21 protein-coding genes are annotated in these 24532 nt (G+C 61.5%); 10 read left to right on the top strand and 11 right to left on the bottom strand.

From position 1 onward, the window contains the following. Positions 1–15: 15 nt before the first annotated feature. The 5 genes from hydA to C2U40_RS09295 all read right to left on the bottom strand — a co-directional run bounded on the left by hydA (position 16) and on the right by C2U40_RS09295 (position 7777). Positions 16–1440 carry a dihydropyrimidinase gene (gene hydA / locus C2U40_RS09315; RefSeq protein WP_103827486.1) on the bottom strand — a complete coding sequence of 475 codons (1425 nt, stop codon included), beginning with the start codon at positions 1438–1440 and terminating at the stop codon, positions 16–18. A 118-nt stretch (positions 1441–1558) separates the two neighbouring features. Further along, positions 1559–2776 carry a YgeY family selenium metabolism-linked hydrolase gene (locus C2U40_RS09310; RefSeq protein WP_103827487.1) on the bottom strand — a complete coding sequence of 406 codons (1218 nt, stop codon included), beginning with the start codon at positions 2774–2776 and terminating at the stop codon, positions 1559–1561. A gap of 123 nt (positions 2777–2899) precedes the next feature. Beyond that, a complete protein-coding gene (gene dpaL / locus C2U40_RS09305; RefSeq protein WP_029300813.1) occupies positions 2900–4099 on the bottom strand; it encodes a diaminopropionate ammonia-lyase in 1200 nt (399 codons plus the stop codon). A 127-nt stretch (positions 4100–4226) separates the two neighbouring features. Beyond that, positions 4227–5414 carry a knotted carbamoyltransferase YgeW gene (gene ygeW, locus C2U40_RS09300; RefSeq protein WP_042067401.1) on the bottom strand — a complete coding sequence of 396 codons (1188 nt, stop codon included), beginning with the start codon at positions 5412–5414 and terminating at the stop codon, positions 4227–4229. A gap of 428 nt (positions 5415–5842) precedes the next feature. Beyond that, positions 5843–7777, bottom strand: a complete 1935-nt coding sequence (locus C2U40_RS09295) for a sigma 54-interacting transcriptional regulator (protein ID WP_103827488.1) — start codon at positions 7775–7777, stop codon at positions 5843–5845. Positions 7778–8024: 247 nt separating this feature from the next. Here C2U40_RS09295 and C2U40_RS26515 point away from each other — a divergent pair, with 247 nt between their 5' ends. Together C2U40_RS26515 and C2U40_RS09285 are read left to right on the top strand one after the other, a co-directional pair. Further along, positions 8025–8189, top strand: a complete 165-nt coding sequence (locus tag C2U40_RS26515; RefSeq protein WP_181014762.1) for a hypothetical protein — start codon at positions 8025–8027, stop codon at positions 8187–8189. 182 nt (positions 8190–8371) lie between these two features. Continuing rightward, the gene (locus C2U40_RS09285; protein ID WP_103827489.1) at positions 8372–10225 is read left to right on the top strand and encodes an ATP-dependent nuclease; all 1854 of its coding nucleotides are present in this window, start codon (positions 8372–8374) and stop codon (positions 10223–10225) included. 198 nt (positions 10226–10423) lie between these two features. Here C2U40_RS09285 and C2U40_RS09280 read toward each other — a convergent pair whose 3' ends face one another. After that, a complete protein-coding gene (locus C2U40_RS09280; protein ID WP_103827490.1) occupies positions 10424–10741 on the bottom strand; it encodes a phage virion morphogenesis protein in 318 nt (105 codons plus the stop codon). A 173-nt stretch (positions 10742–10914) separates the two neighbouring features. Here C2U40_RS09280 and C2U40_RS26510 point away from each other — a divergent pair, with 173 nt between their 5' ends. Beyond that, a complete protein-coding gene (locus C2U40_RS26510; RefSeq protein ID WP_171280595.1) occupies positions 10915–11058 on the top strand; it encodes a hypothetical protein in 144 nt (47 codons plus the stop codon). Between the two features lie 43 nt (positions 11059–11101). Beyond that, complete coding sequence (locus tag C2U40_RS09275; protein ID WP_103827491.1) at positions 11102–11764, top strand: hypothetical protein; 663 nt, start codon at positions 11102–11104, stop codon at positions 11762–11764. Between the two features lie 560 nt (positions 11765–12324). On the opposite strand, the gene C2U40_RS09270 is transcribed toward C2U40_RS09275, so the two are convergent. The 5 genes from C2U40_RS09270 to fadI form a co-directional block, all read right to left on the bottom strand. After that, positions 12325–13209 (bottom strand): AEC family transporter, encoded by an 885-nt coding sequence (locus C2U40_RS09270; protein WP_103827492.1) that lies wholly within the window; start codon positions 13207–13209, stop codon positions 12325–12327. Positions 13210–13220: 11 nt separating this feature from the next. Then, positions 13221–13778, bottom strand: coding sequence for a YaeQ family protein (locus tag C2U40_RS09265; RefSeq protein WP_016350817.1), 558 nt, complete (start codon positions 13776–13778; stop codon positions 13221–13223). Positions 13779–13970: 192 nt separating this feature from the next. Continuing rightward, complete coding sequence (locus tag C2U40_RS09260; protein WP_005301193.1) at positions 13971–14111, bottom strand: TIGR02808 family protein; 141 nt, start codon at positions 14109–14111, stop codon at positions 13971–13973. 295 nt (positions 14112–14406) lie between these two features. Further along, complete coding sequence (gene fadJ, locus C2U40_RS09255) at positions 14407–16554, bottom strand: fatty acid oxidation complex subunit alpha FadJ (RefSeq protein WP_043162545.1); 2148 nt, start codon at positions 16552–16554, stop codon at positions 14407–14409. Then, the gene (gene fadI, locus C2U40_RS09250; protein WP_103827493.1) at positions 16554–17864 is read right to left on the bottom strand and encodes an acetyl-CoA C-acyltransferase FadI; all 1311 of its coding nucleotides are present in this window, start codon (positions 17862–17864) and stop codon (positions 16554–16556) included. The genes fadJ and fadI overlap by 1 nt, the downstream gene beginning before the upstream one ends. 193 nt (positions 17865–18057) lie before the next feature. Between fadI and C2U40_RS09245 the strand changes: the two genes are divergently transcribed. Genes C2U40_RS09245 through C2U40_RS09220 form a run of 6 tightly spaced genes read left to right on the top strand, consistent with a single transcriptional unit; the run spans position 18058 to position 24522 of the window. Continuing rightward, positions 18058–19008 (top strand): AAA family ATPase, encoded by a 951-nt coding sequence (locus C2U40_RS09245; RefSeq protein ID WP_029302946.1) that lies wholly within the window; start codon positions 18058–18060, stop codon positions 19006–19008. A 34-nt stretch (positions 19009–19042) separates the two neighbouring features. Next, positions 19043–19933 (top strand): DUF58 domain-containing protein, encoded by an 891-nt coding sequence (locus C2U40_RS09240; protein ID WP_181014763.1) that lies wholly within the window; start codon positions 19043–19045, stop codon positions 19931–19933. Beyond that, a complete protein-coding gene (locus C2U40_RS09235) occupies positions 19918–20499 on the top strand; it encodes a DUF4381 domain-containing protein (RefSeq protein ID WP_103827495.1) in 582 nt (193 codons plus the stop codon). Before C2U40_RS09240 ends, C2U40_RS09235 begins: the two co-directional genes overlap by 16 nt. Beyond that, entirely contained in the window at positions 20496–21509 is a 1014-nt protein-coding gene (locus tag C2U40_RS09230) for a VWA domain-containing protein (protein ID WP_103827496.1), read from the top strand. The genes C2U40_RS09235 and C2U40_RS09230 overlap by 4 nt, the downstream gene beginning before the upstream one ends. Further along, complete coding sequence (locus C2U40_RS09225; RefSeq protein WP_103827497.1) at positions 21509–23005, top strand: tetratricopeptide repeat protein; 1497 nt, start codon at positions 21509–21511, stop codon at positions 23003–23005. Before C2U40_RS09230 ends, C2U40_RS09225 begins: the two co-directional genes overlap by 1 nt. Continuing rightward, a complete protein-coding gene (locus C2U40_RS09220) occupies positions 23002–24522 on the top strand; it encodes a BatD family protein (protein WP_103827533.1) in 1521 nt (506 codons plus the stop codon). Before C2U40_RS09225 ends, C2U40_RS09220 begins: the two co-directional genes overlap by 4 nt. Positions 24523–24532 lie beyond the last annotated feature (10 nt).

Here is a 24532-nt window from a genome sequence, read left to right as displayed (position 1 = left end):
GTTTCGAACGGATTGTCAGCCTGCCACCGCGGAGCAAGGCGAGTGCAGATCCGGCGCCAAGGCCGGGTCAAAGGGCGCTCTGGCCAGAAAGCGACCATGGCCCCGCCGCCCCGTAAATTCGCCGTTGCGGGCCACTGTCTCGCCGCGACTCAGGGTCATCCTGACCTGGCCGGGGCAGCGCATCCCCTCGTAGGGGCTGTAGTCACCGTTGTCATGCAGCGTGGCGTGGCGAATAACCGTCACGCCGCGGGGATCCATCAACACCAGATCGGCGTCAGATCCAAGTTGCAGGTTGCCCTTGCGCGGCCAGAGGCCAAACAGGCGCGCCGGGTTGGCGCTGGTGAGCGCCACGAAGCGCGACGGCGAGATGCGCCCCCCCAGCACCCCGTGGGCAAACAGCAGCAGCATGCGGTTTTCGACCCCGGGCAAGCCGTTGGGGCAGCGGCTGAAATCGCCCCCCGACAGGGTCATGCGCTGGGCGTGGGAGAAGTTGCAGTGATCGGTCGCCACCGTATCGATGTCGCCAGCTGCGATGCCGACCCACAGCTTGTCCTGCTCGCGGCGCGAGCGCAGCGGCGGGCTCAGCAGATAGTCGACCCCGTTCTCCTTGTAATAACACTGCTCATCGAGCAGCAGATATTGCGGGCAGGTCTCCACCCAGACCGGCTGCCCCTGACGGCGCGCCAGTTTCAGATACTCCAGCCCCAAGCCGTTGGAGAGGTGGACGATATAGAGCGGCGCATTGCCAGCGAGTCCCGCCAGATTGATCATCCGGGCGATCGCCTCCGCTTCGCACTCCAGCGGGCGGCTTTGCGGGTGATACCAGGGCTCACAGTGGCCGGCGGCCAGCAGGGCCGCCCGGCGCGCCGCAATGGCGGCGTCGTTCTCGGGATGGACGGTGGCGAGCGCCCCCACCTCTTTGAGGCGGGCCAGGGCGCGCAGCACGTCGTGGTCCCCCAGCTTGTACTGGTAGGTGAGATAGAGCTTGAAGCTGCTGATCCCCTCCTCCTGCACCATGGCGGCCATCTCGTGGAGGATGGCGTCATCCACATGCTGTACGACGCCGTGAAAGCTGTAGTCAATCACCGCCTGATCGGCGGCGTAATCGTGATAGCGGGCCAGCTGGTGATGCAGATTGCACCCCGCCGGGCCAAATCCCATGTGATCGACGATGGTGGTGGTGCCACCACAGGCGGCGGCACGGGTACCGCTGAAAAAATCATCGCAACTGCGGGCAATCCCGACATCGATGTTGAAGTGGGTATGGACGTCGATGCCGCCCGGCATCACGTAGCAGCCGCTGGCATCGATCAGCTCGGTTTCGCCATCGGGCTGGATATCGGCGGCGCGCTCAAGGATCACCCCGTTCTCGATCAGCAGATCCTGACGATATTCACCTTGTGAGTCGACCAGCACACCGTGTTTGATCAGCCGTTTCATCCCCACCCCCTCGCACATCCAATCGCGTCAAACAGCAAGGCCCTGCCTGCTAAAGACGGGGCGCTTGCCACACATGCAACAGCCGGACGGTGGTGGCCATCACCGCCCGGCAGCCCCCTTACTTGTCCAGCTCGGCCAGATAGAGCATGGGGATCACGGCGTACATGGCGGCGCACTTGACCAGATGTTCCTTCCAGGTCTTCTCGTTCGGCGCGTGGGCCTCCGGCTCTTTGCCCGGGCCAAAGCCGATGACCGGGATGCCATGGCGACCCATGATGGAGACCCCATTGGTCGAGAAGGTCCACTTGTCCACCACCGGCGCCTTGTTGAACAGCTGGGCGTACGCCTTGGAGAGGGTTTTGACGGTGATGTGATCCTCTTCCACCTTCCAGGTCGGGAAGTAGCACTCGGTCGGATAGACCAGGCCGGTGTAGGCCGGACGGTCGTACTGGTACATGGAGACCTCGGCGCCGGCGGCTTTTACCGCAGGCAGGGCGCGGATCTCGTCGAGCGCCCCTTGCCAGGTCTCGCCCCAGGTGAGGCGGCGGTCGATGGAGACGGCGCAGCTGTCCGCCACGGCGCAGCGGCTTGGGGAGGTAAAGAAGATCTCGGAGACGGTCAGGGTGCCCTTGCCGAGGAAGTCGTCGTTGCCGAGGTTGTGACTCAGCTCCTGCAATTCGCCGAGGATCGGGCCCATCTTGAAGATGGCGTTGTCACCGCGCTCCGGTGCGGAGCCGTGGCAGCTGACCCCTTGCACCTCGACGCGGATCTCCATGCGGCCGCGCTGGCCACGGTAGATCTGGCAGTCGGTGGGTTCGGTACTGACCACGAACTCGGGGCGGATCTTGCTCTGCTCGATGATGTACTGCCAGCAGAGGCCATCGCAGTCCTCCTCCTGCACGGTACCGGTCACCAGCAGGGTGTACTCGTCTTCCAGCCCCAGATCCTTGATGATCTTGCCGGCGTAGACCATGGAGGCCATGCCCCCTTCCTGATCGGAGGCACCGCGACCGCCGATGATCTCGTGATCTTCCATCCCCTCATAGGGGTCGAAGGTCCAGTTGGCCATGTTGCCGACCCCCACGGTATCGATGTGGGCATCCATGGCGATCAGGTGCGGGCCGTGGCCGATATAGCCCAGCACGTTGCCCATGGGGTCGATCTCGACCTTGTCAAAGCCGACCTTCTCCATCTCCTGCTTGATGCGCAGCACCACCCGCTCTTCATCGCAGCTCTCGCTCGGGATGGCGATCATGTCGCGCAGGAACTGAGTCATCTCGGCCTTGTACTGGTAGGCCTTCTCCAACACCATTTCAAACGGAATTTGCTTGCTCATTGTGATTCTCCATAACAACTGAGAGTGCGCGGCCTGTTCGTCGGCAGCGCCCTGTGCCCGTTACCGCGCCCCGTTGGTGAGGCGCGATCAATGCTTCAATTCGTGTCTCTGTTCTCGCAGGGATTAGTCGCAGGCCGGGTGCTTGCCTTCCCACACCACTTCCCGGTAATGGGCCACGTCGGTGTCCCCTTCGGTGTTGATCACCAGCACCACCGACTGCTCATCGAGCCCCAACCGGGCCATCAGCGCCGCGCGATCCGGGTGGTGGCGCACCGCCGCCAGCACGCCGGTGCCGACCGAGCCGGATTCACCGGAAATGATGCGGGGATCATCGCCAAGGGGGTTGCCGAGCACGCGCATGCCAAGCGCCGAGACCTTGTCGTGACAGGAGATGAACTGGGTAGTGCAGCCGCGCAGCACCGGCCAGCCGAGGGGATTGGGTTCACCGCAGGCGAGACCGGCCATGATGGTGCGCATGTCGCCCCCCACGTTGACCATCTCCCCCGCCACACCGGAGCGGTAGATGCAGTCGGCCTGATCCGGCTCGACGACTATGCTGTGCAGGTTCTTCGCCCCGAAGCAGTCCACCAGATAGCCGAGCACGCCGCCCGCCAGCGCCCCGACCCCGGCCTGCAGCAGCACGTGGGTGGGCTGCTTGATGCCCATGGCCTGCATCTGCTCGACCGCTTCGTCGGCCAAGGTGGCGTAACCCTGCATGATCCAGGTCGGGATCTTGGTGTAACCCTCCCAGGCGGTGTCCTGCACTATGTACCAGCCGCGCTCCTCGGCCATCTTCATGGTCAGGCGCACTGTGTCGTCGTAGTTCATGTCGGTGACGATGCACTCGGCCCCCAGCGCCAGAATGTGGTCCACCCGCTCCTGGGCCGAGCCCTTGGGCATGTAGACCACCGCATGCTGACCCACCTGCTTGGCGGCCCAGGCGACGCCACGACCGTGGTTGCCGTCGGTGGTGGTGGCGAAGGTCATCGGCTCCCTGATGGTGCGCTTGATGAGATCGAAGGTGAAATCCTCCACCGCCACCCCGTATTTTTCACAGAGCAGGTTGGCGATGGCGTAGACGCCACCCAGCATCTTGAAGGCATTGAGGCCAAAGCGTTTGGATTCATCCTTCACCAGAATGTTCTTCACCCCGATATAGCCGGCGAGCGCCTTCAGATCGCACAAGGGGGTGGGCTCATAACCGGCCAGTTTTTTATGAAAGGCGCGGGCCTTTTGCGCCTCGATACGGGAAAACAGGGGCAGCGACTCACCGGTAAAGAAACGGTTATCGGCAATCTCCATCTTCAGGGAAAATTGGGACATGAATACCTCGCAAAGAGTCATCTCGCCGGGGATCATCGAGTGAAAAGCGCCCCGGGGAGAGAACCCGTAACAATAATTGCGTGATGACGACGGCCGGGCGGGACTTATTTCCCGCCCGGCCAGGCCATTATTTGACGCGTTTTTGCGCCTCTTTTATCAAGCCTTCGAGGGCGGCGCCCGGTGCCGAGAATTTACGGGCGACAATCATGGCGGCGATAATATAGGGCTTCCAGCTCGCCTCTTTATAAGTGGCGATCCGGTATTTCTCGAATACCCCTTCACTCACTTCCCCTTCCTTGCAGGAGACACCGGAAATATCCGCCGGCAGGCAGTGCATATAGAGCGCTTCGCCACCCTTGGTGAGGGCCATCATCTCTTCGGTGCAGTGCCAATCCTTGTGCTTGGCGTTCTGTGCCAGACAATGCTGCTCCAGCTCTTTCAGGCCAGCGTGATCGTTGGCCCGCAGCAACTCGGTGCGCTGCTCCATCACCTGATAGGGCGCCCAGGACTTGGGATAGACGATGTCGGCATCCTTGAACGCCTCTTCCATGGAGGTAACCTGGCGGAAACTGCCACCGGAGGCCTTGGCATTCTCCCTGGCCACTTCGATCACGTCCGGGATCAGGTCATACCCCTCTGGATGGGCCAAGGTCACGTCCATGCCAAAGCGGGTCATCAGGCCGATGATGCCTTGCGGCACGGAGAGCGGCTTGCCGTAGCTCGGCGAGTAGGCCCAGGTCATGGCAATCTTCTTGCCCTTGAGGTTCTCGAGGCTGCCGAAGTGCTCCTGCAACCAGGCGAGATCAGCCATGGACTGGGTCGGGTGATCAATGTCGCACTGCAGGTTGACCAGCGCCGGGCGCTGGGGCAGCACGCCCTTCTCGAACCCTTCGTCGAGCGCGGCGCCCACTTCACGCATGTAGGCGTTGCCGGCCCCCAAGTACATGTCGTCGCGAATGCCGATGGCATCGGCGCAGAAGGAGATCATGTTGGCGGTTTCACGGACGGTTTCGCCGTGGGCAATCTGGGACTTGCCCTCGTCCAGATCCTGCTGGGTCAGGCCGAGCAGGTTGAGGGCGGAGGCGTAGGAGAAACGGGTACGGGTGGAGTTGTCACGAAACACCGAGATGCCAAGACCGGTATTGAACAGCTTGGTGGCGATGTTTTCGGCGCGCAGTCCCTTGAGGGCCTCGGCCAGTTTGAGCACCAGCGCCAGCTCCTGAGGGGTCTGCTCCCAGGTCAGCAGGAAGTCTTTTTCATGCAGGTTGGACTTGAGTTCATTGATCTCTTTGATTAACTGGTTCACTGCTTTCATCGTTAGCCCCAATCTGTTGATGAGAAATGCATTGCTCCCCTTCCACTCACAGGTCACCGAAACAAGGGCCATTGGGTGAGTTCATCGGTCAGCGTCAAATAAGGGCAATCAATAAGCGTGCCAACGCATAAATAAGCGGAAAATAACCCAAAAAGGTGTCTTGAATGTGAGCCGGCGCACAGCCTGAGGCTATATGGCGCCCCGCCAAGGCAGGTGAGATAGCTTATTTTCAAGCGGATGGCTGAACGCCACTGAAATAGCGCGAGAATAGGGTGAGAGGAGGCCAAGCCCGCCCTGATAATTATCAGTCCGGCTATCACCAGCACCTGCCAATTGATAGAAAGCGGGGTCACATTCTCATAATGATAACGCCGCGATTGTCGGTCGCGGCGCGGTCAAGCGGGGCCGCCAGGCGACCCGCTGCGGGCTCAGGCCTGCGCGGCTATCTCGTACTTCTTTATCTTGCGATAGAGGGTGGCGATACCGATCCCGAGCGCCTGGGCGGCCAGCTTCTTGTTGCCAAGGCGTAGCAGGGTCTCCTCTATCATCTGCTTTTCCATGTTCTCCAGCCCGTTTTCGCCAAGTGGCAGTGCCAACCCGCGCTCGACCTGGCCGGCAGCCGGCTCTGGCAGGCTTGTCTCTGGCGATGACCAGGGCACCCCGGCAGTCGATGAGGGGTTGCCAGCAGCAGGGCTGAGCGCAGGGTCGGCAAGCACGCCATGGGAGTAAGGGTCGGGCGAGAGCGGCATGCGCGCGATCTGCGCCGTGCTGCGTGACGGCTCGTCCGCCCCGCTGCGCTGGTTGCGCAGAATATTGGGGGGCAGCAGGATGCTCTCGATCACCTCCCCCGCCTGTACCACGTTCACCAGGTACTCGATGAGGTTGCTGAGCTCGCGCACGTTGCCGGGCCAGCGGTAGCCTTCGAGCAGAGCCATTACCTCCGGGCTGAGCCCCGGATACAGCAGGCCGATGCGGCTGGTGTGCAGGTTGAGGAAGTAGTGGGTCAGCAGCGCCACGTCCCCCTCCCGCTCGCGCAGGGGCGGCAGGTGGATGGGAATGACGTTGAGGCGATAGAAGAGATCCTCGCGAAACTTGCCCTCGGCGATGTACTGATCCAGATGCTGATGGGTCGCGGCTATGATGCGAATGTCCACCGGCACCGGCCGGCTGGCGCCGATGGGGGTCACCTCCCGCAGCTCCAGCACCCGCAGCAGCTTGGCCTGCATGGTGAGCGGCATGTCCCCTATCTCGTCGAGAAACAGGGTGCCCTGCTGGGCGGCCTGGATCAGCCCCTGCTTGCCGGTGCTGGAAGCCCCGGTGAAGGCCCCCTTCACGTAGCCGAACAGCTCGCTCTCGAGCAGCTGCTCGGGGATGGCAGCGCAGTTGATGGCGATGAAGGGCTTGTCGCGGCGCGGGCTGAGCCGGTGGATGGCGCGGGCCACCACCTCCTTGCCGGTGCCGCTCTCGCCGCACACCAGCACGCTGGAGGGGCTCAGGGCGATACGATGGAGCAGCTTTTTCAGGGCCCGCATCGGCTTGCTCTCCCCGATCAGCATGCTGACTCCCTCATCGGGCTCCAGCGGCGGGTTCGGCGTGCCGTGGGACTGGTGAAACGCCATCAGAAACAGCTGCTGGCCCTGTACGTGGTGCAACTGGCCGATGATCAGCTCCTGACGATCCCCCAGGGTGACGATGTGCTGCAGGTGGCCGGTCAACCCTTGCTGGGCAAAGGTGAGCGGCCGCAGGCCTATCTCGCAGCCCAGCAGCGCCTCCTGCTGGCAGTTGAGCTGCTTGATCGCGACCTCGTTGGCGTAAAGCACCTGGCTCTTCTCGTCGAGCAGCAGGCAGCCCTGATCCATGTGATTCATCAGGCTGAGGAAGACCTTGTTGACCCCGTCCGACAGGCCGCGCGAGTCGAGCAGCTTGGCCACGAAGATACTGGAGATGTGCTGCACATAGTCGCACACCTCCTGCAGGTTGTTGTTGAGACGGGCCTGCTGCTCCGGGTTGAAGGCCACCAGGCTGATCACCCCGATGCAGTTCTCCTCCACCATGATGGGCACCCCGAGAAAGGCCCGCTCCCGGCAGCTCTCCTTGCAACTGCACCCCTCGCAGACCGGATCCTCGCTGGTGTGGGTGACGATCTTCTCGCGCTGATGCTCGATGACGTAGCGCAACAGGCGGGAGTCCCCCTCCAGCTGGCGACCGAAGAACTTGCCGTAAGGGCCGGTTCCCGCCACCCGCACCATGTTGGCGTCCACGATTTCCACTTCCAGTTGCAGCACGCTGGCCAGCATCTTGGCAAAGCGCAAAATGGTGGGCTGGATCTGCATCAACAAACATTGGTTACTGACGGACATCATGTTGTAAATCCCCTGGCTCCCACCCCGGGTGGGATTCATGCTGGCCAGATACTATGCCAATTCGATGGCAGCGACTTCGCCGAGGATCACGAAAAGGGAACTTGCACCCGCCCCGCTACTGGGAGTGAGAGCTAGCGCAGAGTGACCATTCTGGCTCTGGAAGCCGTAATCGAGCAGGATGTCTTGCCCAAGGGCTTTGGCACAAGCAATCAGGGCAGCGGCAATTTGCCCATCCAGCTAGCTGACAGTGGTCACTCGCCATATCGAACGGGCGACCATCACGGGCTTTGAAGGGGCCGACCGGCAGCAGCTGGTACCAGCCATCACCTTCGGGGGTGAGCTGCGCATCGAGCACCGCCAACCGCTCCCCGCTGACGGGGTTGGCATGGAGGATGGCCACGAGGGGTGCTGAATATGGGGTCTTGGATATGTTCATGCCGCCATAGTGCGGCGGCATGAAAGAGGATGGGGTTTATGGTGGGTTAGTCATTGCATAAGTAAATGAATTTCAAATGATTCCAATGCGATTATGCTTCGGTTACCATAAGACTAGTTACATTTAAAAATGGTTTTGTAAAAAATACGGAGATATCAATGAGTTTCCCTATCACTGTCACTACCTTTATTGATAACCAAGGATCTAATAATAGTAGAGAGATAACTCTCCATAAGGGACTCACAACACTAATAGGCCCCAACGGCTCTGGAAAAACGCATCTTTTACGTTCATTAAAAAACTCTCTTTTCCCTCACGTAGAAAACAAAAAAATCCGTTTCTTGTCTGCTGGCAGAATGAGCCCGCTTGAACACTATCGCTCAGATAACGATGGATATGGGGGGAGTCCACATTTTGATGGAGCTCGACTAGGAAGCTCATCTGAAACAGATAGAAGACATTCAATTGAAACTTTAAAAGGTGATTTTCAAACCTTATCCCAACGTGCAGATATACTAATTAAAATCCAAGAACGATTACGCAAACTATTCAACAAAGATATCATGCTCGATTGGGACTCTAGCGGTCTCAAGGCATCATTCATTAATTTAGATAGTCCTGACAGTCAGTATTCATCAGGTAAAGAAGCTTCAGGTTTAATTCATTTAGTTGGGATATTATCTGCATTATATGATGATGAAGTTGGTGCATTACTTATTGATGAGCCAGAAGTCTCCCTCCATCCACAATTGCAATCATTCCTCCTGCAAGAAATAATTAATGCATCTGGACATCCAAATGAAGGCGGATATAAAAAAATCATAGTAATTGCGACCCACTCTACAGAAATGTTTAAAATAAATAAACCATCAGATCTGCCATCAATTGTTTTTTGTCACGACATATCAAAATCACCAGTACAAATCCCAACTGATGCTGGTGAGTTAAGCAGTAGAAAAGTAAAAGAACTTATTGCTCGCCTTGGGCAAGAGCATAAGCTTTCCCTATTTTCAAAACGGCCACTTCTTGTTGAAGGCCCATCTGACACGTTTATATGCAGCGCCCTATCAAATGCCTTTAATATTCACCTTGAAGCCGCTGGCTCTCAGCTTTTACCTGTCATAGGTAAAGGGCGAATGCCTATCGTCGCCAAATTGTTTAGGTTAATGGGAAAGACTCCAATAGCTTTAGTTGATGCTGATGGTATTGCCGATGGAACTGAATTAATCAACAACTACTTGGCTGGAAATTTATATGCTGACAGCCTTGCAAGTACATCTGGTGCTGCAACAGCAATGAGTATGGCGACTTCTATATACAGTGATTTCTGTGACATTGTAACAAACGAATGGGACAGGATTTCATCTTTAGCAGAACAGCACCCATATTGGATTAACAGAGAACAAACAGAAGAAAGCAACGATATTAAAGCCAAACGCAGATCAACATTCTGCATACTATTTACATATGATAATACACGACTAGACCCGATATTTCACCCCATAAAGAATAGATTAATTGCGCTTCTGGATATATTAGAAAAATGCGGCCTATTTATACTTAAGAAAGGCTCTATAGAATCATACTATTTAACATCAGATCAAAGTGCCTCCATAGGAAAACCTAATGCAGCTATTGAGGAAATAGAAGCATTTGGTGACATTTCTCCATCCGATTTGAAAGCTTCATACTCTGATGTTGTTAGATGTATTCGACATGCCGCTATGACACAACAGATAAATGAGGCCGAGGCACTCAGAACCTTGATTCTTTCTATTGTCTCACCAGCCCACGAGGAATTCAAATATGATCGTACCTCAACTAACTTTAATTCTATTGCTAGAACAATTTTAAGAGAGCGCGCGGATATTTTCGATCTAACCGTTCAAGATGACATGTTGGTGGTTTCGATTAAAAGTGCCATCCTTAATGTTGCTAATTTCCCAGTGAGGCTTAGCCGAACAGATAATGTCCCATCAATTATCAATAGAGCATTGGGCATAAACTCCTAACAATAAAGACATTTGGTGGGGTGATATCGAATTTTTGATCTCACCTCACTGCACTTGGGATTTTCGGTAGGTCTTAGCTCATGGTAAAAACCAAGGTATACAATGCTGTTTAACAGTGTTTAAACGCAAGCCTGTTGAACTAACAGCTGTCAGGCAATGCCATCGTACCAACCCCTCCATACAAGCATGCCCATAGGCTTAGGGAATGCTTGTCGTCAAATACCCCTCCAGCGTCTCCAACACGCTCTGTTTATCCCCTTCTGACAACTCCAGAGCGCGGCGCTCTGGCAGATTGATCTCGTGACGACCGAACTGGTGGGCGGCACCGTATTCCTGCGGGGTGCCGAAGTAGAGAGAGCGGGGATCGGGCTGGGCAGCCAGCAGTTCTGGCAAAGCGCTGACCGCAGCCACGCCGTTCCCCTGCTCCAGTGCAGCGAGCCGTGCCAGCAAGCTGGCCAGATAGTCGCTCGCCTCCACCAACCCCACCACATTGAGCGCACTCTCGTTATTTGCCATCTGATGACCCCTTGCTGCTTGTTGTGCCAGTGCTCGTATCCTGCACCCAGTGAAAATTGGGCAGCCAGGTCAAATATCACGGTTTATCAACTTTTATCATTAAATCATCAATGGTATAAGATTATGAATTAGCTAACATTTCTCTCGTCATCACACACACAAGGGAGAATGTTATGACCAAGCAATCAAACCACAATGCCGATATCAGCAACCCCAACAAAGGCTCGAACGGTACCAACCCTACCTATGACCGTAATCAGGGGAACCGTGGCTGGCAATTGAATCCGCAGACCCCGAAAAGCAGCGGCAAAAAGTAAGCTAGAGACACCGGGGGGCTCGTCCCCCCTTATCTGGATCCCTATGACACAGAACGAGCAATCTACCGGCGCCAAGCGCCCCTTTAAACAGACTCGGGCCCTTATCCGGCTCGCCCTCAACGAGGGTCTTACGCAAAAAGAGATCGCCGCACTTTGCCGAACCCAGCAATCTATTGTCAGCGCGTGGGCAAAAGGGACGAAACTGGCCAATGAGGGGCAACTGACCGAATTGCTGACCCGCTATGGCCATACGCTGCGCCGCCAATCCTTTCGCCTCTATTGGTCTATCGACGATGAAACCAACACGAAGAAATTTTACCGGGTTGAGGGCAAGGTTATTTTCCAGCACATCTTCTACAACCTGCGGCGCGATACCCGCAGCGGGAAACAGCACAAGATCAACCCGGAAGAGCGCCTGATTGTGCATCACCAAGGGCAGGATACCTTTCGAATAGTTTCTCAAGCGCGCATTCAATTTAACGATGGGCTGTTACTCGATAGCCATCAGGATGATTCGATTTGGTTCTCATCCATTTCTCCCCCACTAACTGGCAAACAACTAGTGTGCCACCTTGATAAGGCCGGCACTGAAATAGCGTCCACATGGCCTAGCGATGGCCACGCCCTCCCCTTTCTGATCCGCCAAGCCATGCTGCAACACGGCTTTCCGGTAGAAGGGATTGAGGAATACCCGGCACAGTGGTAGCCTCACCGGACACCCAAACAGGTGTCAGAGCACCTTAACGCTCTGAAAGGCGGCGATACCGCCACAGATTTGAGCACTCTTGCGAGTTAAGCCCTGTGAACAGCCCTTTGCTCTCACGGCGCGATTCAAATCGACAAGGGGTATGCAGGCGGCTCATACAGAGCTAGGCGAACAGGTCACCCAGTAGCCGAAATGGCTGTATACCAACAGGGATAGGGGTGGGCGCGATACCCAAGTCGTCAGTATCTGGCCGCTTGGGTATTTTTATTTTCCCCCTGCCCACCCTTACCCCAACACTCTCCCCTTTTTTGCGACAAAGAGTCAGAGAGGGAGCAAACTCGACAACCGTCTGCGCTGTTTCCCCTCACTCCGACGGGAGATTGGGCTAAGAGGCACATTCGCTAACCACAGCAACCGCCATCCCCTTTATCAGCTGGCCGAGCTCTTACCATCGGCCTGTGAGATCAAGATGCCCCCCAGAATGGCTTTGCTCATGGAGTGCTCATATCACTCAATCATTACCAATAGGGTCGGAATCACCACTTGTGGAGTTCTAGGGATCAACTGCCCAGATGCAGGGCCAGCCAGACTGCCAGCGGGATCACCAAGACCGAGAGCGCATTGCCGCCGAGCACGATGCTGGCCACCTTCTCGGGTTGGCACTGGTACTGCTCGCACAGCATGTAGTTGAGCACCGCCGGCGGCAGCACCACCGACAGCATCAGCAGCGGGATCCAGGCCGGTTGCAGCGGCAGCAGCCAGACCGCCAGCCCCAGGGAGATGCCGCCGGCCAGCAGATAGAGCAGGTTGCACTTGAGGGCGAGCCCCAGGTGATCCAGCTCCCCCTCCATCAGCCGGATGCCGAGGGCAAACAGCATCAGCGGCACCGAGATCTGGCCGAGCAAAGAGGCGCTGGTCACCAGGTATTCGGGCAGCGGAATGTGCAGATTGGCCACCAGCAGGCCGGCCAGGGCAGCCCACAGCACAGGGCTTTTCAGCCAGAGCCAGCGGGAGGTGTTGGCCGAGAGAATGAACATGCCCACCGAGAAGTGGAGCAGGTTGGAGAGCACGAACAGTATGATGATGGCGCCCAGCTGCTGCTCGCCAAAAGCCAGCACCATCAGCGGAATGCCGAGGTTGCCGGTGTTGCGAAACATGGCGGGCAGGATCAGGGCCGGTCGGCTGATGCTGCGAAGCCTGAGCAGGGAGAGCAGCAGCCCCGGCAGCAGGATCACCAGGGCCCCCGCCGCGATGAGCGAGAGGTGGGCCATCAGATCCAGCGGGTATTTGACCAGCGCCGAGAACACCAGCGCCGGGGTAAACAACTCGATATTGGCCCGGTTGACGTAACCCAGCGCGCCGCCCGGACGCAACCTGCCGTAGAGGGCGCCAAGCCCCACCACCGCAAACACCGGAATGACGATATTGAGCAGCGCGCTGAACATGGGCGAGTCCTTTACAGTTCGCGGGCGGGGGTTCCCATCAGCAGCACGGGATCCAGGGTTACTTCCTGGCGGCCATTGCTCACCCAGAGCTGACCGTCGGAGATGGTGCAGGTGAGCTGCATGGTACGCTCCACCATCTCGGTCAGCGGCAGGGTCTGGCTGTCGGAGAGCTCAATCACGGTGAGGTTGTCGTGCAGGCCGAGTTTGCCCTGGTTCTGCTTCCACCAGACGCTGGTGCCACGGCCGCCGTAGAGGTAGAGCACCACATGACGGGAGCGGTTGCACGCCTTCTTGAGACGGCGTTCGTCAGGCTGGCCGAGCTCGATCCAGAGTTCAATCTCGTCGGAATAGTTCTTGCGCCAGAGTTCCGGCTCGTCATCGGCAGAGAGGCCCTTGGTGAACTCCAGTCGCTCGGCGGCGTGCCAGGCGAAGGCCGCCAGCCGGATCATCATCCGCTCGTCGGTCTCGGAGGGGTGACGGGCCAGGGTGAGAGAGAAGTCCTGATACAGATTGCGATCCATGTCGGACAGGCTGAGCTGAGCCTTGAATACGGTTGCCTTGAGAGCCATAGAAAACCTTGAATACCTTGGGAAGCGGGCCGAAACGAAAAACTGCGCGCCAGTGTAATCAAAATCGGCGGCCGGTTCGACCTCAAGCAGCACACATTTGGCCCCTGGAACGCAGATAACTGCCTGCCAAGGCTCAAAAAACAAATGCCAGTCCGAAGACTGGCATTTGGCGGTATGAACGAAAGAAGCGGATCACTTCTCGGCGGACTTGACCCCGAAGGCATTGAGCAGCAGGCAGCAGGTCACTGCCACCGCCACAAACCCGCTCAGGAAGATAAAGGGCATGGCCCCGTATCCCAATACAGTCCAGATGGTTTGTTCAAGCAGACTCATTATGTGTCCTTCATCCAGTGAAATGGGTGTCCCTTTCGTGACGGGGTTATCCCCCCGTTCCTGATGATGCTATTTGACCCCAACCAGCGCCTGAGTCCTATGCCACCAAAGTAATAAATAGGGGGCTAGTTTGAGTTGGATCAACAATTTATCCCTTGCCGAGGAAAAATATGGACGGGATTCAACCAGTTGTCAGCCTGCTGCCCCCACATTTTCCATCCAGGCGCCAAAAAGAAGGAGGCGACCCCGGGGTCGCCTCCTTGTCGGTTGGCCTGTTGCCGCGAGCGGTGCACCCTCAATAGAAGCGCTGCTGCTCCGCCGCCATCGCCTTGAGGCGATCGCAGGGGGCGAAGCGATCGCCATAGCGCTTCTGGTAGTGCTCAAGGCGCCCCACCAGGTGCTCGATGCCGAGGCTGTCCATGTAGCGGAACGGGCCACCCAGGAACGGCGGAAAGCCGATGCCGAAGATGGCGCCGATGTCGCCATCGCGAGCCGAGGCCACCACGCCGCTGTCCAGCGCCATGGCCGCTTCGTTGAGCATCATCAGCACGCAGCGCTCGGCCAGCTCCGCCTTGGCCAGCTTGGCCTGGGGCGAGATGCCGAGCACACCGTAGACGCTCTCGTCCACCGTCTTCTTGCCCTCTTTGCCGGTGAGCTTGCTGCGCGGGGCTGCCTTGCCGTAGAGGTAGAAGCCCTTGCCGTTCTTGCGCCCCTTGCGATCGTTTTGCAGCAGCTTGTCAAAGGCCGCCGGGGCCTGGAACTGCTCCCCCCCCAGCTCTTTTTCGAGGATCGGGGAGATCTTGGCACCCACGTCGATCCCCACCTCGTCCAGCAAGGTGATGGGGCCGACCGGGAAGCCGAAATCGAGCAGGGCGCCGTCCAGCACCTCCACCGGCTCCCCTTCCAGCACCAGGCGCGCCGCCTCGTTCATGTAGGGGGCCAGGATCCGGTTGACGTAGAAGCCCGCCTCGTCCTTGACCACGATGGGGGTCTTGCCCTGAGCGCGGGCAAAGGCCAGGGTGGTGGCGACCGTCTCGGCACTGGTGCCGGCGTGGGGGATGATTTCCGCCAGTGGCATCTTGTCCACCGGGCTGAAGTAGTGCAGCCCCACCACCCGCTCCGGGTGCGCCGCCGCCGAGGCGATCTGGTGGATAGGCAGAGAGGAGGTGTTGGAGGCAAACACGGTATGCTCGCCACACTCACGCTCCACGTCCTTCACCATCTGGTGCTTGAGGGAAAGATCTTCGAACACCGCTTCCACCACCATGTCGACCCGGTGGAAACCGGAGTAGTCGAGGGTGCCGGTGAGCAGGCTCATCTGCTTCTCAAGCTCGCTGCGCAGCAGTTGGCGACGCTTGAGCTTCTTGGCCAGGATGTCGTAGCTGTAGCGCATGGCATTGCCGATGCCGCTGCTGGCCACGTCCTTGATCCGCACCGGCACGCCCGCCTTGGTGGCGGTGACGAAGGCGATACCGCCCCCCATCAGACCGCCGCCCAGCACGGCGGCATGACCCACCTTGCGCGGTTCGGCCCCCTGATAGGTGACCTCCTTCTTCATCTCGGTGGTGGCAAAGAAGATGGAGCGCAGAGCGGCGGATTCGCTGGTCATCACCAGCTCGCCAAAGTGGCGGGATTCGGCGGCAAGGCCGGCCTGCATCCCCTCTTCCACCCCGATGCGCACCACTTCCAGGATCAGATCCGGGGCCGGGTAGTTGCCGCGGGTCTTCGCCTTCACCCCCTTGCGGGCCTGATCGAACAGCACCTTGCGGCCAAGCTTGTTGGTCTCCAGCAGCTTGCCCTGCAGATCCCGCTTGAGCTCATGACGGGGCTTGCCCTTCTTGGCCAACTTGATGGCGGCGTCCAGCAGGATGGAGGGCGGCACCACGTCGTCCACCAGACCCAGTTTCTTGGCCTGCTTGGCCCGCACCTGCTTGCCGGTCAGCATCAGATCGAGCGCCTTGGCCACCCCGATGAGGCGCGGCAAACGCTGGGTCCCGCCGGAGCCCGGCAGCAAGCCCAGTTGCACCTCGGGCAGGCCGAGCACCGTCTTGCCGTGATCGGTGACCACCCGGCCATGGCAGGCCAGTGCCAGCTCCAGCCCGCCGCCGAGGCAGGGGCCGTGAATGGCGGCGATCACCGGGATCGGCAGCGACTCGATCTCGGCGAAGATCACCTGCCCTTCCCGCGACAGCGTCTCGGCATCCTTGGCGCTGGTACAGGCCGCCAGCATGCTGATGTCGGCGCCGGCGATGAAAGAATCCTTCTTGCCGGAGACCACCACCAGGCCGATCAGCTCTTTATTGGCTTTCACCTCGGCCAGCACCGCGCGGATCTCCTCTACGAAGGCGGCCTTGAGGGTATTCATGCTCTCGCCCGGCACATCCATGGTGAGAATGCCGATGCCATCCTGGCGCACCGCCAGGGAAAAAGTCTTCTCGCTCATCACTCTACCTCCAACACCATGGCCACGCCGAGACCACCCGCCGCACAGGCGGTGTTAAGCCCCAATCCCCCACCCCGGCGCCGCAGCTCGTGCAGGGTCTGGGTGATCATCCGCGCACCGGTCGCGGCAAAGGGGTGACCAAAGGCCAGCGAACCACCGAGGACGTTGAATTTGTCCATGTCCACCTCGCCGATGGCCTGATCGCGACCCAGCTTGCTCTGGGCAAACTCTTTGCTGGCAAACATCTTGAGGTTGGCCAGGGTCTGGGCGGCAAAGGCCTCGTGCATGTCGATCAAAGTCAGGTCGGCCAGCGTGATGCCGGCGCGGTCCAGCGCCAGCGGGGTGGCGTAGGAGGGGCCCATCAGCATGTCCTGCCACACGTCGATGGCAGAAAACGCGAAACTGCGGATGTAGCCGAGCGGCTCGAGGCCAAGCTCTTTGGCCCGCCCTTCGCGCATCAGCAGCACGGCGGCAGCGCCGTCGGTGAGCGGAGTGGCGTTGGCGGCGGTGACGGAGCCGTGTACCCGGTCAAACACCGGCTTGAGCTTGGCGTAGCTCGCCAGATCAGAGCTTTCGCGGATGTTGTTGTCTCGCTCCAGCGGCGCCTTGTAGGGAGGCACGTGGGCGGTAAACACCTCGCAACTCAACTTGCCATCGGCCCAGGCTTGGGCCGCCAGGGTATGGGAGCGGTGCGCCAGCGCATCTTGCGCCTCGCGGCTGATCTGGTGGCTCTTGGCCATCTGCTCAGCGGTCTGCCCCATGGAGAGACCGGTGGAGTACTCGGCCACGGCGGGCGGCACCGGCAGCAGATCCTTGACCCGCAACTGGCGCAGGATATTGAAACGCTGCTGCAGATTGCGCGCCTTGTTGAGATCCACCAGGGCGCGGGCCAGCTTCTTGCTCACCCCGATGGGCAGCACGGAGGAGGAGTCGGCGCCGCCGGCGATGGCGATGTCCACCGTGCCGGCCATGATGGATTCGGTGACGTTGGCGACGGCCTGGAAACTGGTGGCGCAGGCGCGCGACACGCTATAGGCATCGGTGCTGACGCTCATGCCGGTGCCGAGCACGATCTCGCGGGCAATGTTGGGGGCTTCCGGCATCTGTACCACCTGGCCGAACACCAGCTGGTCGATGAGCTTGGGATCGAGATCGGTGCGAGCGAGCATCTCGCTCACCACCAGCTTGCCCAGATCCACCGCAGGCACGCCGTGAAAGGCGGTGGCCTGCTTGGCAAAGGGAGTGCGCAAACCCGCCACGACGGCAATCCGTTCGCCCTGGCGAGTCGTCAGTTTCAATGGCTCTTTCATCCTGGCTCCTTGGTTAAACGAGAAGACTAAAGGGAGAGGTCTGACCTCATTGCGCCACATCTTAACAATCCACTCACAAATTTCATACGGCTGATTGAAACTAAATTGCCGCCATCTAGGCCCCCTCCCTCGCCCTTGTGCGCCAACTGGAGTATAAAAAGATCAACTTCTATGAAAACAACGGGTTTATTGCATGGCAGCGGCCGAGTTCAGAGCGCTTGGGGACTATCTGGGTAGTCAAATTCTGGGACAGGGCCCCCTCATCGAGGGGCTGCTGATCGCCCTGTTATGTGAAGGACATGTGTTGATCGAAGGCGCCCCCGGTCTTGCCAAGACCCGGGCCGTCAAGGCGCTGGCCGGCGCGGTGGAGGGGCGCTTTGCCCGCATCCAGTTCACCCCCGACCTGCTGCCCGCCGATCTCACCGGCAGCGAGGTGTTTCATCCTCAGGATGCCAGCTTCGTGTTTCAGCCCGGTCCTCTCTTCAACCACCTGGTGCTGGCGGACGAGATCAACCGGGCGCCGGCCAAGGTGCAGTCCGCCCTCTTGGAGGCGATGGCCGAACATCAGATCACCGTGGGCAAGAAGAGCTGGCGCCTGCCGCCCCTCTTTATGGTGGCCGCCACGCAAAACCCCATAGAACAGGAGGGGACCTATCCCCTGCCGGAGGCCCAGCTCGATCGCTTCTTGCTCAAGCTGCTGGTGGACTACCCGAGCCCCGCCATGGAGCTGGCCATCCTCCAGCTCAACGCCCGCGGCGACACCCTGCCGACGCCACCGCTCACCCTGAGCCAGGCCGATCTGCTGGCGGCCCGCAGCGCGGTGCAGGCCGTGCAGATGCAGGGGCGCCTCGAGCACTATCTGGTGCAGCTGGTCTGTGCCACCCGGCCGGGCAGCGGCCTGTGTCCGGAACTCGAACCCCTGGTCGCGGTGGGCGCCAGCCCCAGGGCCAGCATAGGTCTGGCCAGAGCGGCTCGCGCCAGGGCCTGGCTGGCCGGACGGGATTTCGTGCTGCCCGAAGACATTCAGCAACTGGCGCCGGCCGTGCTGCGCCATCGCCTCATTCCCAGTTATCAGGCGCTGGCGGACAACCTCGACAACGAGGCGCTCATCACCCTGCTGCTGGATGCGATCCCATGCCCCTGAGCCCGTTCGTATCCTCTGTGCGGGCCCTGTTGCCATGACACACGCCGTCAATCCCCTCGCCCATCCCGATATCACCCTGACGCTTGCCAGGCTGCTGGCGATCAGGCTGTGGGCCCGGCAAGGGCCGCGTTCGCGCATTCAACCGGTGGCGCAAGGGCGGCTTGGCCGCATGCCGGGGCTCACCTTTCGCGAGCTGCGCGCCTATCAGGCCGGCGACGAGGTACGCCACATCGACTGGCGGGTGACCGCCCGCCTCGGTCGCCCCTATACCCGGCTCTACAGCGAAGAGCAGGATCAGGCCCATTGGCTGCTGCTCGATCTCTCTCCGGCCATGTACTTCGGCTCTTGCCACCAGCTCAAGGCGCGCTTGGGTTGCGAGCTGGCCGCCGCCCTGCTCTGGCAAGGGGAAAAGCAGGCCAACACCCTGATCTGCCACGGCGTGGAGCCGCACCTGCAACACCAGCGCGGCCCCCTGGTGCCCTTGCTGGAGGCTCTCTGCCACCACTACCGGCTGGGGTTGGCGCGCACGCCGCCCCCCCACGCCCTGGCCCATACCCTGGCCCGGCTCAACCTGCCCCACGGTGCCAGATTGACCCTCATCACCGATCACAGCCCCCTCGACGAGGCACTCTGCCGCCAGTTGCAACTGCTCGGCCGGCGCCACGACCTGCATTGCTGGCAAATTCGGGATCCGCTGGAGGCAGCCCTGCCCGCCCAGGGGCGTCTGGCGGTGCGCGCCGGCCAGCAGAACGGCTGGCTCGAGGCCGGCGAACCGGGGTTCGCCTTGCGCTATCAAGAGGCCGCCGAACAGCTGGCCCGCCAGAGCCATCAGCAACTGCTGCCGCTGGTGCAGCGCCTCTACCGGCTCGACAACGGCCAGCCGCTGCAACGCCAGTGGCAGGAGGGGGCATGCCGCCAATTCTGAACTGGCTCGCCAGCGCCGTGCCGGGCAGCAGCGTCCCCACTTCCCCGCTGGCGGCCCAGCTGCGCGACATTCACCCCGGCCCGCCGCTGCAGCTGGCCTCTGATCCCCGCCTGCTGGGCTGGTGGTGGCTGCTGATCGCGCTGCTGGTCGGCGCCATGATCATCCTCGGCGTGCAGAGCCTGCTGCGTTATCACCGCTGGCGGCGGCAGCTTGACTGGCAGACCCCTGATCTGGTGCCCCAGCTGCAAGCCGTGTTGCGCGAGGCCGTGCTGCCCCGCTGGCCCGAGGCGGCCGTACTGCAAGGAGAACCTTGGCTCGTCTTTCTTGATTCTCTGGGGCTCGATGCTCTGGGGGACAGCCGCTTTCGCGAGCTGGCCCCGCACTGGTCTGCCTGGCTCTACGGAGGTCAGAGCCCGGATGCGCAGCAGCGCCAGGAACTGCGCCGGGCCTACCTCGCCTGGGGACGTCACTGCATCTGCCCGCCAGCCTGGTTGCTGGACCTGCGCACTCGCTGGCGGCGGGGGCGAACCCGCCTGAGCGGCACGCACGTCGGGAGAGAGCCATGATCCTCGCCTGGCCCTGGTTTGCCCTGGCGCTGGCGCTGCCGCTGCTGGTGCGCTTTGGTCTGCCGCCCCGCCCCAGCGGCGCACATGATCCTGGCGTATTGACCCATGCTGGCTTTCCCTTGCTGCGCCCCCATGCCGGCCAGCCCCTGTGGCGAATGGCGCTGTGCTGGTGCGCCCTGGTGCTGGCGCTCTGCCGCCCCCAGTGGCAAGAACCGCCTCAGGTGAGCTACCAGAGCAGCCGGGATCTCATCCTGGCGGTGGATCTTTCCGACAGCATGCGCACCCAGGACATGCTGGATGAAGGGGAGCAAAAAGACCGGCTCAGCGCGGTGCGCCAGCAGATAGACAGGCTCATTGCCGCCCGCCCCGGCGATCGCATCGCCCTCATCGTGTTCGCCGATCACGCCTACCTGCTCTCGCCCCTGACCCAGGAGACCAATGCCCTGCTCGGTTTGACCCGCGAGCTAGATTTCGAGCTGGTGGGACGCACCACCGCCCTCGGCGAGGCCATCCTGCTTGCGCGCCAGCACAAGGCCCCCAATCGCTCTACCGCCCTGTTGCTGGTCACCGACGGGCGCAACACCGCTGGCAGCGCCGATCCCCTGCGCGAGGCCAAGCAGGCCGCCGCCGCAGGTATTCGCCTCTATACCCTGGGGGTGGGCGCCGATCCGGATACCTTTGCCGAGGCGATGACCCCCGCGCAGGCCCCGGCCCAGAGCGACCCCAGTGCCGAGCTGGACGAATCCCTCTTGCAGCAGCTGGCCGAGGTGGGCCATGGCCGTTACTTTCGGGCACGCACCCAGGGGGATCTCGAGGCCATCAATCAGTCGCTGGACACCCTGGAGCCCGTCGCCACCGCGCAGACCCGCTATCGTCCCAACCAGGAGCTCTACCCCTGGCCGCTGGCGCTGGCCTGGCTGCTGCTGAGCTGGCCCACTAGGTTGCGCTGGCCGCTGCGGCTGAGCCGCAAAACCGCACTGCCTGACACCCCTTCCCGAGGCGCCCCATGATGGAGCTCACCCTGCTGCGCCCGCTCTGGTTGCTGGCCCTGCTGCCCTGGCTGTGGCAGGGATGGCGCCGTCGTCGCCAGGCTCCGCTGCTGGCCCCCGCCATGCAGGCCTATCTGCTGCCGGGGCAGCGGCGCCACTTTCCCTGGCTCTGGCTGGCCTGCCTGCCGCTGATCCTGGCCTTGAGCGGCCCGGCCCTGCGCCAGCAGAGCCAGAGCGTTCCGAGCCCGGCCCTCGACATCTGGCTGCTGAATCTCTCCCGCTCCATGCTGGCCACCGATCTGCTACCGGACCGGGCCACCCGGGTGCGGGTGTTGCTGCAGGATCTGCTGGCTGACCGAGCGCAGCAGGAAGCGGCCCATCCCATCGCCCTCATCCTGTTTGCCGGGGATGCCTACCTCGCCATGCCGCCGACCCGGGATCACCAGGCCCTCGCCCTGCTGCTGCCCGACCTGCGCCCGGCCATCATGCCGAGGCAAGGCAGCGCGCCCGAGCGTGCGGTGGCGCTGGCGCTCAAGCAGATCCCCGCCGGCCAGCAGGCCCGCCTGCTGCTGATCACCGACGACCTGACCGCCCGTCAGGCCGAGCGGATCAAGGCGGTGTGGCCCTGCCAGGGCAGCCTCTTTTGCCACGCCCAGGTACAAGCGCGCCTCGACGTCTTGCTGGTCAACAGCGGCCAGGCCAGTCGCCTGCCCGCCGCCATGGGCGGTGGCTTCGGTCGCACCCTGCCGGCCCCCGACGTGGCCACCCTGCAACAGTTGGCCGGCGATCTCGGCGGTCAACTGCAGTGGCTGCAACAGGAGGCGCCACGCTTTGCCCCCCTGCCCATGAGCCAGAGCACAGGCACACACCAGGCCATGGATCTCGGCCCCTGGCTGCTGCTGCCCCTGCTGCCGCTGGCGCTGCTGGCCCGCATTGGCACCCTCTGGCTGGTGCTGGTGGGGGCGCTGCTGCTGACGCCACCCTCTCTGCAGGCCAATCCGGCGGTTGCCAACCCGCCCCCGGTCGGGGACAACCTGGCCTGGCAGGCCTTCTTGCAGAAGCGCTATCAGGAGGCCGCCCGCGCCTTTGCGGATCCCGTCTGGCAGGGCAATGCCTGGTATCGGGCAGGCGACTACGCCAAGGCGGCGGCCGCCTATGGCCGGGCCAGCACCGCCACAGCCCATTACAACCGGGGCAATGCCCTGGTGCAGCTCGGTCAGCTGGCGGCGGCCGAGCAGGCCTATCTGGCGGCGCTGACGCTGGAACCCAGCCATCAGGATGCGCGCTACAACCTGACCTTGCTGCGCGCCCAGCCGCCCGAGGCAACCCCACAGGCGCAGGATCCCAAGCCCATCGATGCCCCCGAGCAGGCCGCCGCCCCGGATGCCCCCCTGCCTCCGTCGCCTCCCGTCTTGCTGCTGGAGCAGCGGCTGCGCAAGGAAGATCAGCGCAGGCGCCAGCAGGAGAGCGATCGCGGCCTCGCCCCTGGCACATTGAAGGGAGAGGATCCTTGGTGAGCCGCCTCTTCGCCCCTGACCATACCCTGTGCCTGTTGCTGCTCTGGCTGATGACGGCGCAGGTTTTTGCCGCCCCGCCCCGGGCCGAGCTGCTGCCGGGGGCCGATCGCCGCGACTGGTTGCTGATCATCGAAGCGGACGGCGAGCGCCAGAGCAATGAGCTTGCCATCACCCCTCTGCTGCGTCAGTTTGCGGTGGGCAAGGTGACCATGAGCCGGGTCAGTACCCCGCAGCAGAGCCTGACTCGCTGGCAGATCCCCCTGCACCTGCTGGATACCAGCCCGCAGCAGGTGCCGGCCCTGCCACTGGGGGCGCAGCAGACTCCGTCCATCCCCTTTCCGCCACGCAGTGAAGCCGGCAATCTGGCGCCAGCACCTGCCATCTCCCCCATCGAACTGCAAGCCCGGGTGCTGCAGCAGGGGCCGCTCTACCCCAGCCAGCCATTTGTCTATCAGCTCAGTCTCTGGCTGCCGGCCAACATGGAGGCCCCCAACCTCACCGAGCTGGCCAGCGATGCCTTCACCATTCGCCGCCTCGGCAACGATCAGTGGCAGCCACCGGCAAGCCCCGGCCTGCCCGGCCGTCTGACCCGCAGCTGGCTGCTGCAGGCCAAAGAAGCGGGGCGCCATCCGCTGGAATCCCCCCGCTTTCAGGGGCGCCTGCCGCAAGATGACGGTGGCAGTGATCCGCTCTCGGCCCGGGCGGCCACCCTGTTCGTGCAGATCGACGAGCCTCCGCTGCAACCGGTGGCAAGCCAGCTCACCCTGAGCCAGCGGCTGGATCCGCCCACGGCGGCCAGAGCGGGTGAGCCGGTGATCCGCACCCTGACTCTCACGCTGGAGGGGGGCGATGGCAGCCGCCTCAATCTGGCACGCCTGCTCGGCTCATCCGGCCTGCCCGCCGGCATCAGAGCCAGGCCGGATGGGGAGCAGCAGCAGGAGCGCTATCTCGCCAAGGGGACGCTGCGCTTCGAGCGCGAGTGGCGCCAGGCCTTGACCGTTGACGAACCCGGCGACTATCTGCTGCCCGCCATCGAGCTGGCCTGGTTCAACACCCAGCGCGGGCGCATTGAATATGCTCGGCTGCCCGCCACGCCCCTGCACATCGCCGCAGGCACGCAGTCGCAGCCGGCACAGGATGGGCCGAACGACGAGAGCCTGCTGTGGGTCATCTGGGCCCTGCTGCTGCGGGCCTGCTGGCGCCACGGGCCGCGCTGGCACGCCTTTTATCGCCTGCAACAGGCGCTGTGTCGGGCCGATGCCGAGCAGATCCGGGCCCGCTTGCTGGCATGGGCCCGCCTGCGCTGGCCACTGCCCCATCCCCGCCTCGAGATCCTGCCCTGTCGTCGCGATCCCGCCCTTGAGCCTCACTTTACCGCCCTGGAGCGCGCCTGCTTTGCTACCGTATCCCCTGCTGAGAGCCACCCGCAAACCTGGGCGGACTTTGCCAGCGCCCTATGCGGCCACGAAACTTTTGCGATAGCCTATGGCCTCAGGCAACTGGCCAGGATCGGTTGATCCCGGCCTT

The sequence above is a fragment of the Aeromonas sp. ASNIH4 genome, assembly GCF_002934425.1.
Taxonomy (GTDB): Bacteria; Pseudomonadota; Gammaproteobacteria; order Enterobacterales; family Aeromonadaceae; genus Aeromonas; species Aeromonas hydrophila.
This window is presented reverse-complemented; position numbering and strand designations above follow the sequence as displayed.

Bases quoted from the DNA above. Each gene is read 5' to 3' on its own strand.
- hydA (WP_103827486.1), bottom strand. From the start codon at position 1,440: ATGAAACGGCTGATCAAACACGGTGTGCTGGTCGACTCACAAGGTGAA.
- C2U40_RS09310 (WP_103827487.1), bottom strand. From the start codon at position 2,776: ATGAGCAAGCAAATTCCGTTTGAAATGGTGTTGGAGAAGGCCTACCAG.
- dpaL (WP_029300813.1), bottom strand. From the start codon at position 4,099: ATGTCCCAATTTTCCCTGAAGATGGAGATTGCCGATAACCGTTTCTTT.
- ygeW (WP_042067401.1), bottom strand. From the start codon at position 5,414: ATGAAAGCAGTGAACCAGTTAATCAAAGAGATCAATGAACTCAAGTCC.
- C2U40_RS09295 (WP_103827488.1), bottom strand. From the start codon at position 7,777: ATGATGTCCGTCAGTAACCAATGTTTGTTGATGCAGATCCAGCCCACC.
- C2U40_RS09285 (WP_103827489.1), top strand. From the start codon at position 8,372: ATGAGTTTCCCTATCACTGTCACTACCTTTATTGATAACCAAGGATCT.
- C2U40_RS09280 (WP_103827490.1), bottom strand. From the start codon at position 10,741: ATGGCAAATAACGAGAGTGCGCTCAATGTGGTGGGGTTGGTGGAGGCG.
- C2U40_RS26510 (WP_171280595.1), top strand. From the start codon at position 10,915: ATGACCAAGCAATCAAACCACAATGCCGATATCAGCAACCCCAACAAA.
- C2U40_RS09275 (WP_103827491.1), top strand. From the start codon at position 11,102: ATGACACAGAACGAGCAATCTACCGGCGCCAAGCGCCCCTTTAAACAG.
- C2U40_RS09270 (WP_103827492.1), bottom strand. From the start codon at position 13,209: ATGTTCAGCGCGCTGCTCAATATCGTCATTCCGGTGTTTGCGGTGGTG.
- C2U40_RS09265 (WP_016350817.1), bottom strand. From the start codon at position 13,778: ATGGCTCTCAAGGCAACCGTATTCAAGGCTCAGCTCAGCCTGTCCGAC.
- C2U40_RS09260 (WP_005301193.1), bottom strand. From the start codon at position 14,111: ATGAGTCTGCTTGAACAAACCATCTGGACTGTATTGGGATACGGGGCC.
- fadJ (WP_043162545.1), bottom strand. From the start codon at position 16,554: ATGAGCGAGAAGACTTTTTCCCTGGCGGTGCGCCAGGATGGCATCGGC.
- fadI (WP_103827493.1), bottom strand. From the start codon at position 17,864: ATGAAAGAGCCATTGAAACTGACGACTCGCCAGGGCGAACGGATTGCC.
- C2U40_RS09245 (WP_029302946.1), top strand. From the start codon at position 18,058: ATGGCAGCGGCCGAGTTCAGAGCGCTTGGGGACTATCTGGGTAGTCAA.
- C2U40_RS09240 (WP_181014763.1), top strand. From the start codon at position 19,043: ATGACACACGCCGTCAATCCCCTCGCCCATCCCGATATCACCCTGACG.
- C2U40_RS09235 (WP_103827495.1), top strand. From the start codon at position 19,918: ATGCCGCCAATTCTGAACTGGCTCGCCAGCGCCGTGCCGGGCAGCAGC.
- C2U40_RS09230 (WP_103827496.1), top strand. From the start codon at position 20,496: ATGATCCTCGCCTGGCCCTGGTTTGCCCTGGCGCTGGCGCTGCCGCTG.
- C2U40_RS09225 (WP_103827497.1), top strand. From the start codon at position 21,509: ATGGAGCTCACCCTGCTGCGCCCGCTCTGGTTGCTGGCCCTGCTGCCC.